Raw genomic sequence first — 14,423 nt, 5'->3', positions numbered from 1 at the left:
GTTCAACCCAGACGGAGTAGCGCGCGTGGTTCGCATATTTAGATCGAAACGGCGCGCCAGACAGAATGAAACTGCGAACACCTATGTCATTGAAGTTGCAAAATAAATGCAAAGGCCCCGCTGCCACCCGGTACCTCTCGCAGCCACTGCGCGCCCTCACCGAGGCGCAACTCGTCGCTTGAAACCGGACCCTCGGCCTTGCCCTCATGCCAGTCATCAGGGTTGAGTTGCGTCGATCCGGTAAGCAGACATTCATCCGTCAATCTCTTTGCCAAAACGCCCGGACGCTCCAGGCCCCAGACCCGCAAGCTGCCCTGCCGGTGGTCGACCTGAATGCGAACCGCGATGGGCCGTGAACGGCAAGGCATGACCGACAGGAAGGTGACTGGATGCTGTCTCGCGCCGCCGAAACGATGAGGCAGAACCGCATGACAGGATCCTCGCTGGTCGTGGCGCCGGGTGCGCTTCGCAAACGCACGCGGCGTTGTGGACGGTGCATCAAGCCACCTCCTTAAGCCGGCCGATGCTTCTGGCGACGACGCGTCGGTTCTTGACCGCGATGGCGGCGGTGGCAGCGAGGGTCTCAATCATGTCTCGTTCCTTCTGCTCGAAGATGTGGGTCCGGCGGAAATTTATGAACATGACGCCCACCACCTCGTCGGCCGCGCGCAAGATTACGCCCGCTACTGCCAGGATTCCCTCACGGCCCAGGAAACGATCCGTCGCGCTGTGCTCCCTGCCTAAGCTTTGGGTCAGCATGACGTCCCCGGAGACATTGCCTTCATAGAAGTTGTCACCCCTACTCACCAGCCGCCGGGGCGCGAACGACTCGTCGTCACAGCACCGGATTGAGTACTGCGGCCTTCTGAATTGGCCGGACGAGCCGACATTGCCCGAAAAGTCGCCGTCCGCTTCCTGGTATTCGAAAACGGTTACAATGTCGGCCGCGAACATGTTCGCCGCGCTGCCGGCGACCTCGTCGAGAAGGCCGTCTTTCATGTAATCGCGCGACAATCCAACTGAAATCTTGTGCAGGTTTGACAACTGACGTTCGTCTTCGTTGATCTTGATGATGTACTGCATGTTCCGAACAGCATCGGAGGTGCGACGGGCAAGGTACTCCAGCCACGCCACCTCGCGGCCCAGCGTCTCGAAACTCCTGGCGAAGAAAACACGCAGGAGACCGTTCGCGCGCTTCGCGATCCAATCGTCGGCCTCGAGCCTATCGCCGCCGTGCCGCCTCCCGCCTGCCACGACCGGCACGACGATCATCGTCTTGAAGCCATTGGACGAGATGGCCCGGCACTCCGCATCGAACTGGCCGGCATCGACCATGCTTTCGGAAGATGGCACGATCACAGCCTGCTGACGCTTTTGCGCCATCCTTGCGGGAGCGTCGGTCGCTCCTGATAGCCCTTCGGGAATGGCGGCCCCGACATGCGCGCCAAAGGCGAAGGCGTGTGAGGTCGGGCTCAAGTACATGCCAACCGTCGCGGCATCGGCGCCGACCATATTCACGGCAACCTCGGCGACTGTATGCAGCACAGCATCCAGTGAGACGTCATGAAGCCCTAAAGCTCTCCTGGCCGCCCGTCTAAAGACGGCTACAGCCTCGTCGGTGATGAGCCTGTGGGCGTGATTGTAGTACCCGACCTCAATGGTACCGATCACCCTGCCCGAATGGACGCGCTTGAAGTTTTCGTACTCCGTTGCGTCGACGGTGAACAAGGTTCGGAAATCTCCCGGTACGTTCTCCTCCACGTTTGGCGACATGCTGTAACTCGACCATTTCAGGTTCATCACGGCGGATTGGTTGTCGCATAGGATAACCGGGATGAAGGCTCGGCTCATGCGCGCGTGACCGAACTTCCGGAAGATGTACTTGTCGAAACGTCTGTCATTGCCCGATATCACCTCGATAACGGGTGGTTCCGTCGTGGCTATGTACGCCTGTATGTCGGGGGACACCCCGTTTCCATGCAGGTAGTGCTTGCCGATCCCGATCCAATCCTCACGCAGACCGGTACCGGCCACCGTGGCGATCGTCGAGTCGTACCTATCGATTAGTTGCAGCAAGGCAAAATCGAAGCAGAACCTCTGCCGCAGGTCGACGACGAAATCCTGCATCTCTCCCTCCGCATCGATGATGTCGTAGGCCGCCGCCTCAACCTTTTGCGCATGCTGCAGCGCCTCGGCTCGGAAAGCCTCTTCCTCCCTCTGCTTCTGGTAGTCCGAGGAAACCTTGATGAATTCCGCGATCTCTTCGGTCGACACGTGACCGGGATTCCCGATCAGGTCCTTGGCACTCTCTAGCTGGAAGCCCGCAGTGATCAGCGCGTCCGCGGAGCGATGGCTTCTTTCCCAGTCCTCCTTCCGCTTCAGGAGCTCGGCTTTGAGCTTCAGCCTGTCCGTGCTCGCGGAGATCCAATCGCGGAGGCGCAACCACGTGCGCAGCAGGGAAGCGTGGGCGATCTCGACCACCTTGAAGGACCCTACCGCCGCGTCCAGCTCGCCGGAGGGTGGAGCGGAGCTTACCCCGACTACGAGAAGCCTGGTGTTCTCGTCGCTCATCTTGGCGATAATGGAGCGCCGAACCGGGTCAGTCGGCAGCGGGGCCCGTACGAGCGTCTCGAACCCGTCGGCGGAGGAGCCCACCATGTTGAGCAGCAGACGCGGTAGCTCGCTCTTCTCCTCGTCGGTCAGGTTCGAGAAGACTCGCTCCGCGGTCTTGTTCAAAACGCCGCCGACCTTTCCGGATGCCACGTAGGCGTCCCGCGCAAGGATACTCCCGACGCGACCCTTCCACGTCTCCTTCAGGGCGACCTGCAAGAGCGGCAGCCCATCCGTCTCCCGAAGCACGTCGGAAAGGATATCCTCGACGAGAGCCTCCGACTCGAAGGCAAGCCCGGCCTCGCTGGCAGGTTTCGTGATCGCCTCCCGCAGCCCCTCCCGCGACATCGGGTGTAAATTCACTTGTTGCTCTGGCCAGAGCCGGCTGAGACGCGGATGCCTCAAAAGGGTCGCGTAAGCATCGGCCCGGACCGTGACCACCACCTTCACGAGGTCGGTCTGCGACGCCGTCAGCAGGAAATCGATGAAAATCGAGCGCTCGGTTTCCCTAATTTTCTCGTTCGCCGCGCTCTCGCCGTATACTTGGATCCCGTACAATTCCTCCCATGCATCGATGTGTATGAGCGTATTGAACCTCGTGCTCGAATCTTCGCCGAGCAGCATCGAAACGGCTTTCGCGGTGTCGTAGTCCACGTTGCCAACGCTCGCGAGTTTGGAAGCGCTTTGCTGGCTTGCCGGATTAGAGCCCTTGTTTAGCGCGACGTTGCTGAGGTTCAGCTCCGCCACGAGGTTCTGGAACGGATAGGGTCCCGGCTTTAGCGTGATGACGCGCCAGGGCTTCCTCGGCTTCTGCCGCCGCAGGCGTGGAACCAGTCCAGCCTGCACAAGGGAGGATTTTCCGCTACCCGAAGGGCCGACGAGCGAGACGAAATTGTAGACCTTCAGCTTCTGTTCCAACTCCCTGATCTCGCCGTTTCTCCCACAAAAGAAGTTCTCGTCTTCCTCGCGGAAAGTCTCCAACCCGAGGTAGGGGCAGACGTCCTCGGGCTGCTCGCCCGACTCGCCGCCGCGGATGGCGTCGATCAACTTGAGGAACTCGTCCGCGCCCTCCTGCAACGTCTCATAGGCACGAAAATCGACCCACATCCGCAATTGCAGAAATCCGGGCGGAAGGCCGGCGCAGCCTGGAAGTAGCACCGGGACAACCCGGAGGCCCGCCTCCATTGTCGCCTTGAGCAGGGCATACTCCCGCTCGTACTGCTGCGTATTTCCGAGACCTGCCGGCCCTAACAAGATCGCCACCGATCGTGACTCATCGATGGCCCTCTCTATCTTTCTCATCCAAGAAAGCCCGGCGGTCAGACTGTCCTCGTCGAAGAATACCTGTACACCGTCGGATTTCAGCCGATCGCGTACCGTTAGCGCCATATCGCGATCTCTGCGAGAATAGCTCAGAAAGACGTCGTACCTCATCAGACGCATCTCCCTACCCAAATCGCGGCACGCCAATACATTGCACCTGCTGGCATTGTGACTCGCGCTTCGCCACAATACAATAGTTACATCGGCGGATGCTTCATCTTTCAGCTCATGCTGTCACCGTCTGCAGCGCGACGGGGACGCCCAGCACAGGACCGACTCGGGCGACGAACCCCTGCTTTGCCGACGACGGCGTGTCAGCAGTGCCGAGCTGCGTCTATTGCCTCGCTGTCTGCGGTGGCGGGCTTATCGCAGTCATCAGATCCTGGCTGACCCTGACCCAGCAAACTGGCTCTTCGCCAAGTTTGGTGGATTGGGTTGGTTTGAGGGATGCCGGAAGGTAGCTCCTGGCTGAACCGGGCGGGGATTCTCAGATCAGGGTGACCTGACCGGCTGGCTTTGGACCGGGCTGATTGAGAGGATCAGCCAGGATTGAAGGAGCTGGGCATGAAGCGTGGTCAGAAGACGGGTGCGGAGCAGGTTGTGCTGAAGCTGCGCCAGATTGATGTGCAGACGGCCCAGGGCAAGAGTTTGGCGCTGGCTTGCAAGGAGGCCGAGATTTCCGAGCAAAGCTAAAGGACGAGTGCCTACGCCAAGAGATCTTCTACTCGCTCAAGGAGGCACAGACCGTGATCGGGATTTGGCAGAATACCTACAACCGCGTTCGACCGCATTCGTCCTTGGGCTACCGGCCGCCCGCGCCTGTCACCTTCCCGGATCTAGTGCACTGACGCCGACAAAGCGTACAACGAGCGGTCCGTTTTCTCTCGCGTTTATAAGCGGTTAGTGGATGAGCACGTGGTGCATTCGTCGGCGTCTGTGCACTAAACTTTCGGCTACTCATGGCCGCCACCATGCAGCAGCCTCTCAATCAGCTCGGTCCAAAATACCGGTCAGGTCAATCGCGAAAGGCATCGCGGCCGTTGCAGGCAGCGTCGTACCGGGCTTTGGCGGATCACTTGCGACCCTGGCGATCGGCTTGGCAGCCAACTACTTCGGCTAGAAGATCGCGGAAGCGCGGGCGAAGGATCACCGCTAAGGGCAGAGCCTTGAGCGCTTAGATCCGCGTTTGACAGCAGTACCAGCCCCCGAGACGCCGGGCGAGGTTCGGGGCCGCACGAGCTTAAGGGCTTGGAATCCGCCGATTCGGCGTCTCAACAGAACCGGCGCGACCAGAAGGCCAAGGGCTTTGCTACCGTGGCGTCTGCTTCCTCAATGCGTCCGGCTTCGAGTTGGTGGCGGCAATAGATGGGAAATAGCCGGCTGTATACGCGGCATGGCGGATTACCGCTATTGTCGGACAGCGGAGGGGCAGCTTCCGGACGACCGCCAAGTCGACGCGGATGTTGCCATCCGGCTTCGATCCCTCATCAAGGGTGACTCATCAAAGCCGGGCACTGGCGCTGCCGAGGTGATTGAGGCGGTCGGCAGCATGCGGATTGAATTTTGCGAGCCTGCCGTCGCTTCATCCCGTCCACCGCCTTCAGAGCTGCAGGGACCGGGCTGAACGCTAAGAAGGGAGCTTTCTTCGTCCAAGGGCTTGTCGTTGGAATTGATTCATCGGACCATCTTGAAGCTGCATGTGCGAGTCGCAACGACCGCGACAGGCACGAGAGCGATCCATGGCCAACGATTTCGATGATGGTTCCAGGAGGGCTTCGGCGCCTGAGAGCGATCCACGGGAGAAGCCGTTCACGCCAGAGGTCCTCGACCGGACTATCGTCGCATTGCCCCTTCTGGAGCGCATCAAGAAGGAAGGTCAGGAGACAGTTCAGAACGTCATCATCGATTTGAACCTGGATTATCCGGGTGGCCGAGACGCCGCCGCCAAGGTCATTTCTAGGTTGGTCGGCGACCTGATCGGCGAGGATCGGATCGGGCCCGACCAGGGCATCAACGAACCCAAGAGCCGGTACAGCCGCCAGTACCTCTTCGGCCGGCTTACCGGGGCCAACGTGCAGGCCTTGGTGAGACTTGCCCGGGAGGCTGCCAAGGCCTCGACGTCTCGCGGCTCCCGGAAACGATCCAGGGACATCCCTCCGAGGCTCGCCGTCTACAAGATCTGGCTCGACCACGAGGTCGGCAGATTCGTGACTCGGTCCGTGAGCACGGTGAAGGCAGACGCGGCGCGCAACGCCTTTGGAGCCTTCGGTGCCGAAATCGTCTGGGCCGTCGTCGACACCGGCATCGACAAGACCCATCCCCATTTCAAGGCACATGGTAACCTCAACCTGGATCCGGCACTGCTGCATCGGGACTTCACTGCGCTTGATAACAACCTCGACGACGACGCCCTGTGCGCGCAGGCGCTCCTCGATCCCGCCGGCCACGGCACCCACGTCGCGGGCATCATCGCCGGGGAGATCCGGGAGCGAGACAAAACGTTGATCGAGGCGGAAGTCCGCGAGCGTGACGAGGTTGGGGAGATCACACGACGTCCGATCACCTTCAAGGAGATTTCGGGCGTCGCCCCCCGGTGCAAGCTTCTGAGCCTGAAAGTTCTCGATAACGACGGGGCTGGATTGGCGAGCAACTTGATCGCGGCACTTGACTACGTCCAGCAGTTGAACGGAAACGGCCGCCGGATCAGGGTTCACGGCATCAACATGAGTGTCGGCTATGACTTCGAGCCGGCTTGGTTCGCATGCGGCCAGAGTCCGCTCTGCGTCGAAGTAGACCGGATGGTACGAAGCGGCGTCGTCGTGGTCGTGGCGGGGGGTAACACCGGCTACGCCGTCCAGAACACGTTGGCGCGCGGGCCAGTAGCATCAGGTCTCGACCTCACAATCAACGATCCGGGCAATGCGGAGCTCGCGATCACGGTCGGATCGACGCACCGCGAGAGCCCGCACATTTACGGGGTTTCCTACTTCTCCTCGAAAGGGCCAACCGGCGACGGCCGCCTCAAGCCCGATCTCGTAGCGCCCGGCGAGAAGATAATCTCGTGCGCAAGCACCCAGGCTGTCCGCGAAGAGGGCACTGGGGAGGGCAGTGGGGAGGTTACGGCAGAATCTACGCCGTCGCGTGGCGGCAAACCAAAGCCCCGCGCTCTATACAAGGAGGATAGTGGAACGAGCATGGCCGCGCCGCATGTATCAGGGTCCATCGCTGCGTTCCTGTCGATCCGTTCGGAGTTCATCGGCCGCCCGGATGAGGTGAAGCGAATTTTCCTTTCCACCGCGACCGACCTTGGGCGTGCCGTCTACTTTCAAGGCAAGGGCTTGATTGACCTGATGCGCGCGATCCAATCGGTTTAAGGAGTGCCGCCGTGGAAGACTTGTTCGGTATCCCTTTCTTAGCGCTCGATATGGATGCGAAGGGCCAAGCCCCGGAAAGGGCTCAAGCAGCTGCGGCCCTCAGCCTGCCAGAGATCACCGACCTAATCGTGATTTCACACGGCTGGAACAACGACATGGCCGAGGCGCGCCAACTCTATGCGGCGCTCTTCGCCAATCTTGCGCCGATGCTGACGAAGGTCGGGTCCACACGCAAGTTCGCGGCGCTCGGCGTCTTATGGCCATCCAAGCGTTTCGCCGAGGAGGACCTGATCCCTGGCGGGAAGGCTACGCCGGCCGCGACGGCGGCCCTGGCAGCTCAGGCACCTTCATCGGCGGAGATCGCCGCCAAGATCGACGGCCTTGCCACCTATGTGGGCAAACTTGGGAGTGACGATGCGGAAAGGGCCAAGGTGCTGGTCACCCGCCTTGAGGACTCCCGGAAAGCCCGCAAGGATTTCGTGAGTTGCATTCGGGCGATGCTGACGCAGCCGCCGTCCGACATTCGGGACGATGCCTCGGACCGCTTCTTCGTCGGCGATGCCGACAGACTAATGGAGGGTCTTTCCAACCCCGTCACGCCGCCGGCTGGCACGCCCTGTGGAGCGGCAGGTGGGATCGCCCGCATCAAAGAGGCTGTCCCAACCTCGGGGCACGGCGGCGCTGTTTCATTCTCCGACGTCTTGACTGGCATGAAGGCCGCCGCGTTCAGGCTCCTGAACTACGCCACGTACTACGAGATGAAGGAGCGAGCCGGCACTGTCGGCAAGGGGCTAAATGCCGTGCTTGCAGAGATTAGGCGAGGACATCCCCAAGTCGCAATCCACCTCGTTGGCCACAGCTTTGGAGCGCGCGTCGTGACGGCCGCCGCGGACGGCCCAGACGCGTTTCGACCGCGGAGCCTGACCCTGCTTCAGGCAGCGTTCTCTCACAACGGTTTCTCCGCCAAGTTCGACGGTTCGCACGACGGGTTCTTCCGCAAGATCGTTTCCGACCGGAAGATCGATGGCCCCATCGTGATTACGCACACGATCTACGACAAGGCGGTCGGCGTCGCCTACCCTCTTGCGTCCCGGTTGTCCGGAGACAATCGAAGCGCTTTCGGAGACCGAGACGATCCCTTCGGCGGGTTGGGCCGCAACGGCGCGGTCAGGCTTTCCGAAGCCGAGGTCGCGAATGGTGACCTCTTACCGGAAACAGGCCGATATGCATTTGACCGAAAGGTACATAACCTCCGGGCCGATGCCTTCATCTCGGATCATAGTGCCGTGACCGGCCCGGAGGTTGCGAACGCGCTGGCGCAGGCGATTGGAACCTCGGCGGCCTGAAGGCTCCCGGCCTCGGATCGGTTGAGGCTGTGCGCCGAATCTAGCCGATGCGAGACGTGTGACTGTCGAAAGGCCCTTCCCTCGACCACTTGATCTCGCGCTGGATGGTGCGCACGATAGCCCCGCTTATACCAACTCTCATTGATCAGCGCGCATAGGTTCATCGGCGCAGTCCGATGGACGTGATGCGCCAGGGCTGGGCGATGATTCAGTTCCAAGCGTCGCAACGGTGGTCGAGGATGTCGGCATAGGATCGGAAGATGCGGTTGCAGAGCCAGTTGTCCCGCATGAACTGCCAAAGGTTTTCGACGGGGTTGAGTTCGGGTGGCCGATTCGCGCCTCGTCGCAGAACCAGACCTCTATGGGTTTGCCGCCGACGGCCTGCGTGACCTGCGCCAGTTGGTCGGGGAAGTCGTTTTAAAAGCAGCCGCGGCATCCGGGTCCTGGGCGTGATGGCGCGGGCGAGCCGAAAGTTTGCGGTAACCCATCGCCCGCAAGACCCGGCTCAAGGTCTGCTCGGAGACTGACACGCCATGATCCTCACACAGAATCTGGGCCAGATCGCACAAGCGCCAGCGGACCACGCCGTGGGCGGCGGGTGTCGGCTCCTGATCGACCAGGGCCCTGAGAGCCTCGCACTGCTCAGCATTCAGGTGGGGGCGGGCACCGGGGGCCTTGCGTTCGATCAGCCCGTCGGGGCCGTCCGCGTTGAAGGCCACGACCCAGTCACGCAACGTCTGCAATCCGACCCCGCCGATCGCGGCCGCGTCCGAGCGCGAGCTTGCCCGCCGAGATCACGGACAGCGCCAGCAGGCGACGGGTCTGGGCCGGATCCCGCGCCCCCTTGGCCAGAGTGCGCAGGGCCGGCGCATCAAAATCCGATCGCAGCGGAACCGGAGCAGCCATCGCATCCTCCTCAGGCTTCAAACCCGAGGACTGAATCACACCCCGCCCGACACCGCGACTCGGTGTGAGTCCTGCTCAACGAGACTTGGTATAAGGCCCCCCCTGCATGACGGTGCTCGTATAACCCCTGGGCCACGCCCAGCGGTTCGCTGGAATAGGTGCAATTGCTACTCTCAAATGGAGGGGCGGCCAGATCCGTCGTGGCCACTGTGAGGGCGCTTCTCGAACTTTCCGCTGACGGCAAAGCCCAGGTTTATAGTCTGTAGTTGACAGGCGCGTCGATGCGGTCATCAAATCCTGATTGCGCGAATCATATCTCAGACAAAACAGAGATCTAATGTCTAGTCTCCTCAATCAGAGGAATTTGGCATGTCGGAAGTGGATGTCACCGGTGATCTGCTGCGCCGAATTGCCAAGCAAAACAATTTCCTGATACCAAGAGATTATTTAGTATTTATCGGAATTCGTGGCTCGACGCCTGTCGATCCTGATGATGTTAATTTTGCATTCGCACGGCGCATCAAGATCGCGCCGCCTGACTACGAGTCCATGCGATGCACCTTCGTGCAATGGCGGCCCGGGGACGATCAGATAGCGGTGTTCGCAGGCTCGACCGTACCGAACCGTCGGGCCATTGCCGCGGCGCGGCGCGGCGGGGCGGCGGCCAACATGGTCATCCTCGGCTTCCACCGCTACGCCAAGGGACAGCACAAGTCCGGACAGCCCCGCGGGCACCAGGCATTCCGGCAAGCCAGTTTCCTGCCTGTCTGGCGCACCCGCGACGACGACGATTATGACCTCGACGACTCGATCGACCTCGGCGCGGGAAAAGACACCTACTTCTGGGACAACCTCCACGCCGCCTTCCACGACACGCCGCGAACGCCGGGCTTTTCCAGCAACGGCTGCCAAGTCGTCGCCGGATACCCGACGACGAACGACGGCAGCCACATCGAATCCGGGCCCTGGGCGCATTTCCGTCAGAACGCCTACGAACACGCGAATGGCCAGACAAGCTTCGCGTACATGCTGGTCGAGGGGTCCGCCGTCGAGCGCTTGTCCAGCGCTTCCGACGACGAGATTTCCCAGGTGGTCCGGTATGGATCGAGCGGGTCGCTCGTCACCGCCGTCCAACGGGCACTCGTATCGCGTGGATGCAAGAACCCGATCGATGGCCAGTTCGGTCGCGAGACCCTAAGGAGCTTATTCGATTTTCAGAAGGCTACCCTCGGCACGGACAAGGCCGATGGCGTCGTGGGCCCGACCACGGCGGCCGAGCTAGGCCTGACCCTGCCGACGGTCGGGGGGCGGGTGCCGACCGTCGCAGCGATCGCGATCGAACCGCGAGCGACGCCCAAGGCTTCCCGCGGTGGATCCTCCGGCATCTCGGATACGGTGATCGCGGCGGCCCTCGCGAGCCAGACCAAATGGGGCGTGCCGGCCTCCGTCACTATTGCCCAGTACATCCTCGAAAGCGGCAACGGCGCTCATATGCCGCCTGGCTCGAACAATCCGTTCGGGATCAAGGCTACCGGTTCCCAACCCTCCGTCGAGGTCGGCACGCGCGAGGTGCGCAATGGCGTATGGGGAAGGGAGCCGGCGCGTTTCCGTAAGTTCGACACCTTGATCGACGCCTTCGACGCGCATGGGAAGCTGCTGGCGACGTATCCCGCCTATCGGGCTGCGATGCGGCAAGCGAAAGACCCGAGCCGGTTCTGCGACGCGCTGACCGGCGTCTATGCGACCGATCCCGGTTACGGCAGTAAGCTCAAGCAGGTCATCGCCCAGTACGATCTGGCAAAATTCGATGTCCCCGGCCTCGTCGACATCATCCCTCCGCCGATCATCGTTGCTCCTTCAACCGAGAGCGCCGACGTGAAGGCCGTGCAGCAACGGCTCAAGGAGCTTGGGTATCCGGTCGGGAAAGTCGATGGAAAGTACGGGAACATCACCGCGGCGGCTGTTCTCGCCTTCCAGAACGAGAACGGCCTGCCGACGACCGGGCTCATCGATGATCTGACCCGGGCGGCCCTCCCGCACGCCGAGAGCCGCCAACTGGACAACGAACGCACGGCGATGACGGCGGAAGCGCTCAAGGAACGTGGCTCCGTCACGGTCCGCGACGCCTTCCGGACCAAGCTCCTTGGAAAGATCACCGCCGCGCTCGGGGCGCTCGGCGTCGGCAACAGCGCGATCGTCAACTCCGCCGACGCGCCGCCCGTCGATCCCCTGATCGCCACGAACGTGAAGGCGCTGCTCACCGGCGCCGAGCAACTGGCGGTGCCAGGGGGGAACACCCCCGAAGCGGTGAGCCGGATCGCGGGACTTGCGCGCGACATCGCCGGGAGCCCGGATGCCCTATCCTTCTTGCCCGGTGCCGCACGCACGATAGCTCAGCTTCGCCAAGTGGTGCCGCCGGAGGTGCTCGCCCGCAACCCAGACCTCGACCGCATCGTACAGAGCGTCGCCGCAGTCCGAGCGGCGGCCCAACCCGCCATGGCCACCATCTTCGATAAGCTGCCGGCCCTCTTCACGGATCAATCGAACCTGCAGTTCATCGCAAAGGGTGTCGCCGCCGTCGCCGGCAGCGTCATCCCAGGTTTCGGCGGTTCCGTTGCGACCCTGGCGATCGGCTTGGCAGCCAATTACTTCGGCCAGAAGATCGCCGATGCACGGGTGAAGGACCATCGCCAGGGCCAAAACCTCGAACGCTGACAGCCCCGTTCAAGCCCACTCCCCACTGCCCGTTCAGCCGGATCCGGAGGGAGTCGGTGCCCCCCAACGTGAGAGGTGACCATGCGCCCGTCGCTTCGGGGCCGTCTGCCCATCCGGAAATCCATGGACCTGGAAGGGGACGGACGGACGTGAGTACGCTGACGAAACTCCCTAAGGAGCTATACGACCTGCAGGCGTTCAATGCGTTCGACGAAAAGCGAGATTTCCATGTCGGCGCGGCGAGGGCCTGCTCATGGCTGTGTCAACTCGCCTACGAAACCGACGACCCAGGAATGGTGGGTGAAATCCTCGCGGCGTGGGGATTGGGTCTTCCCAAGGGGGGCATCATCGCAAAAAGCGTGGCGACACCGCTGCCGATCGCGAGGACAGAGGCTTTCCTGGCCGCCAAGGATGGTGTGGGTTTCCTCTCATTCGCTGGTACGGATCCGATCGTTCTTGAGGATTGGATCACCGACTTCCGCATTCGATCTTCGCCAGATGGCGTCGCGGAAGGCTTCTCCATCGCGGCCGAGTCCGTGCTCCCGGAGATAGGGGAACTTTTGAGGGCAATCCGATGCCGGGCCCTCGTCGTGACCGGCCATAGCCTCGGTGGTGCATTGGCTGTCTTGGCTGCGACCTCTCTTCGCAGAGCCGGCTTTCCCGTCACAAGCGTCTACACCTTCGGTATGCCGAGGGCGGGTGGTGAAGCCTTCCAACGGAGCTACAACGCGCTCGTCGGCGGGGTCACGTATCGCCTTGTCCACGGTGCCGACATTGTTCCGTCCGTACCGCCCTCGGGTTTGGGCTTCCGCCACGTCGGCCGTGTCCTGCACTGCCCATCCTGGGGCAAATGCGATCCGTCGGCACTCGCGTCCGATCCGGGGTCGGATGAGCCGCTCTTTCTGCCCCAAGTCGTCGAAGGCGTTCGAACGACGCTTTTGCGGCCTCTCGGCGCTGGGTCGCTAGTGACTGGGGCCTTCCGCAGCGTCGCCGCCTTGCTGCGTCCCAACCGCCATTCCCGGCGGAACGACAGGATAGGCCGGCTCATCGACGGCTTGCCGCCTGCAATCCGCGATCACTTACCCGACGCGTACATCAACACGGTCACCTAGCCACGCGCGAGGTAACCCGTCCGCAGCGGCGTACGAAGCCCAGGTTCAAGCGAGATCCGCCGAGCGCACATGCAGCGCCCGCAACCGCCGTAGTTCTCGATCCAGTGCGCGTGATTTGCGCCGGGAAAGGAACGGCTCCGGCGCGGTCCCGGCAAAATCATGTCGCTCAGGCAAGTCCTCCGACGGGGCCAGCGCAGGCCGAAGCTCCGAAGTGTCAATCGGCGTGCAAAAGGGACCCAGGATCGGCGCCCAATAGGGACCCACCCGTCGCCTTCGAGCATACGCTACGGGAGAGGCCAATGCTGCGAAGCTGGTTGGGCGAGCGTAGCAGCGTTGGCCTCGCCTCCAGTCTGACGCCGATCCGGTAGCACAAGCACTGCATCAGCCTGGACTCATGTGCGGGTCTTCAGTCGCCAACTGGCGTTGCCGGTCTCCAGGATGTCACAGTGATGCGTCAGCCGGTCGAGTAGAGCTGTCGTCAGCTTTGCATCCCCAAACACACTGGGCCATTCGCCAAACGGCAGGTTCGTCGTGACGAGCACGGACGTGCGCTCGTAGAGCCGGCTAATCAGGTGGAACAACATCTGCCCGCCAGCGCGGGGGAACGGCAGGTAGCCAAGCTCGTCGAGGATCACGAGGTCTGTCCGCGCCAGCTGCGTAGCCAGTCGGCCTGTCTTGCCCGCCCGTGCTTCGGCTTTAAGCTGGTTGACTAGGGTCTGGACTCGATCAGCACCAGAAGGCGATGACGGCAACGAGTGCGACGGCCGAGACGTAGTTTCGGGCCAGCTTGTCGTAGCGGGTGGCGATGCGACGGAAGTCCTTGAGGCGATTGAAGGTCGCTTCAATCCGCCAGCGTTCGCGGTAGCGGCGTTTGTCGTAGCGGATCTTCCGCTTGCGGCCGCGCTTGCCGGGGATGATTGGCGTGATGCCTTTTTCCCGTAGGTCGGTCCGGAGCCAGTCGGCGTCGTAGCCCTTGTCGGCGGTCAGACGACGGATCCGACCGGGCGCCTCGGCGAGCACGGCTGGGGCGGTGGTGA

Annotated in this window: 7 protein-coding genes and 3 pseudogenes; 6 read left to right on the top strand and 4 right to left on the bottom strand. The window is 62.2% G+C overall.

Annotated features, from left to right (window positions below; translation table 11 throughout):
• Positions 1 to 498: 498 nt before the first annotated feature.
• On the bottom strand, positions 499 to 4,044 hold the full coding sequence (locus CRT23_RS26065; RefSeq protein ID WP_181017484.1) for a TIR domain-containing protein: 3,546 nt from the start codon (positions 4,042 to 4,044) through the stop codon (positions 499 to 501).
• Between the two features lie 453 nt (positions 4,045 to 4,497).
• Here CRT23_RS26065 and CRT23_RS29690 point away from each other — a divergent pair, with 453 nt between their 5' ends.
• The 4 genes and pseudogenes from CRT23_RS29690 (at position 4,498) to CRT23_RS26050 (ending at position 8,653) form a co-directional block, all read left to right on the top strand.
• Complete coding sequence (locus CRT23_RS29690; RefSeq protein WP_280952019.1) at positions 4,498 to 4,626, top strand: hypothetical protein; 129 nt, start codon at positions 4,498 to 4,500, stop codon at positions 4,624 to 4,626.
• Positions 4,620 to 4,781: pseudogene (locus CRT23_RS26060) on the top strand (integrase core domain-containing protein); the annotation flags it as partial. The gene CRT23_RS29690 and the pseudogene CRT23_RS26060, both read left to right, overlap by 7 nt.
• Positions 4,782 to 5,672: 891 nt before the next feature.
• Positions 5,673 to 7,307: a S8 family peptidase gene (locus tag CRT23_RS26055; RefSeq protein WP_245436602.1), complete on the top strand. Its 1,635-nt coding sequence runs from the start codon at positions 5,673 to 5,675 to the stop codon at positions 7,305 to 7,307.
• An 11-nt stretch (positions 7,308 to 7,318) separates the two neighbouring features.
• On the top strand, positions 7,319 to 8,653 hold the full coding sequence (locus tag CRT23_RS26050) for a hypothetical protein (RefSeq protein ID WP_103712434.1): 1,335 nt from the start codon (positions 7,319 to 7,321) through the stop codon (positions 8,651 to 8,653).
• A 211-nt stretch (positions 8,654 to 8,864) separates the two neighbouring features.
• Here the strand turns inward: CRT23_RS26050 and CRT23_RS26045 are convergent.
• A pseudogene (locus CRT23_RS26045) lies at positions 8,865 to 9,598 on the bottom strand (winged helix-turn-helix domain-containing protein); the annotation flags it as partial.
• Between the two features lie 330 nt (positions 9,599 to 9,928).
• On the opposite strand from CRT23_RS26045, the gene CRT23_RS29390 reads away from it, so the two are divergent.
• Together CRT23_RS29390 and CRT23_RS26035 are read left to right on the top strand one after the other, a co-directional pair.
• On the top strand, positions 9,929 to 12,274 hold the full coding sequence (locus CRT23_RS29390) for a peptidoglycan-binding protein (RefSeq protein WP_103712433.1): 2,346 nt from the start codon (positions 9,929 to 9,931) through the stop codon (positions 12,272 to 12,274).
• A 149-nt stretch (positions 12,275 to 12,423) separates the two neighbouring features.
• Entirely contained in the window at positions 12,424 to 13,386 is a 963-nt protein-coding gene (locus tag CRT23_RS26035) for a lipase family protein (RefSeq protein WP_103712432.1), read from the top strand.
• Between the two features lie 392 nt (positions 13,387 to 13,778).
• Here CRT23_RS26035 and CRT23_RS26030 read toward each other — a convergent pair.
• Positions 13,779 to 14,099 (bottom strand): annotated as a pseudogene (locus tag CRT23_RS26030) (ATP-binding protein); the annotation flags it as partial.
• Between the two features lie 13 nt (positions 14,100 to 14,112).
• The coding region (locus CRT23_RS26025; RefSeq protein WP_146056525.1) for a transposase at positions 14,113 to 14,423 on the bottom strand (311 nt) is incomplete at its 5' end.

This window comes from Methylobacterium sp. V23 (assembly GCF_002917135.1).
Taxonomy (GTDB): Bacteria; Pseudomonadota; Alphaproteobacteria; order Rhizobiales; family Beijerinckiaceae; genus Methylobacterium.
The sequence above is the reverse complement of the archived record's forward strand: the minus strand, read 5'-3'. Positions and strand labels throughout refer to the sequence as shown.

What these genes read in the sequence shown, in the direction of transcription:
- CRT23_RS26065 (WP_181017484.1), bottom strand. Translation starts at nt 4,044, where the DNA reads ATGAGGTACGACGTCTTTCTGAGCTATTCTCGCAGAGATCGCGATATG.
- CRT23_RS29690 (WP_280952019.1), top strand. Translation starts at nt 4,498, where the DNA reads ATGAAGCGTGGTCAGAAGACGGGTGCGGAGCAGGTTGTGCTGAAGCTG.
- CRT23_RS26055 (WP_245436602.1), top strand. Translation starts at nt 5,673, where the DNA reads ATGGCCAACGATTTCGATGATGGTTCCAGGAGGGCTTCGGCGCCTGAG.
- CRT23_RS29390 (WP_103712433.1), top strand. Translation starts at nt 9,929, where the DNA reads ATGTCGGAAGTGGATGTCACCGGTGATCTGCTGCGCCGAATTGCCAAG.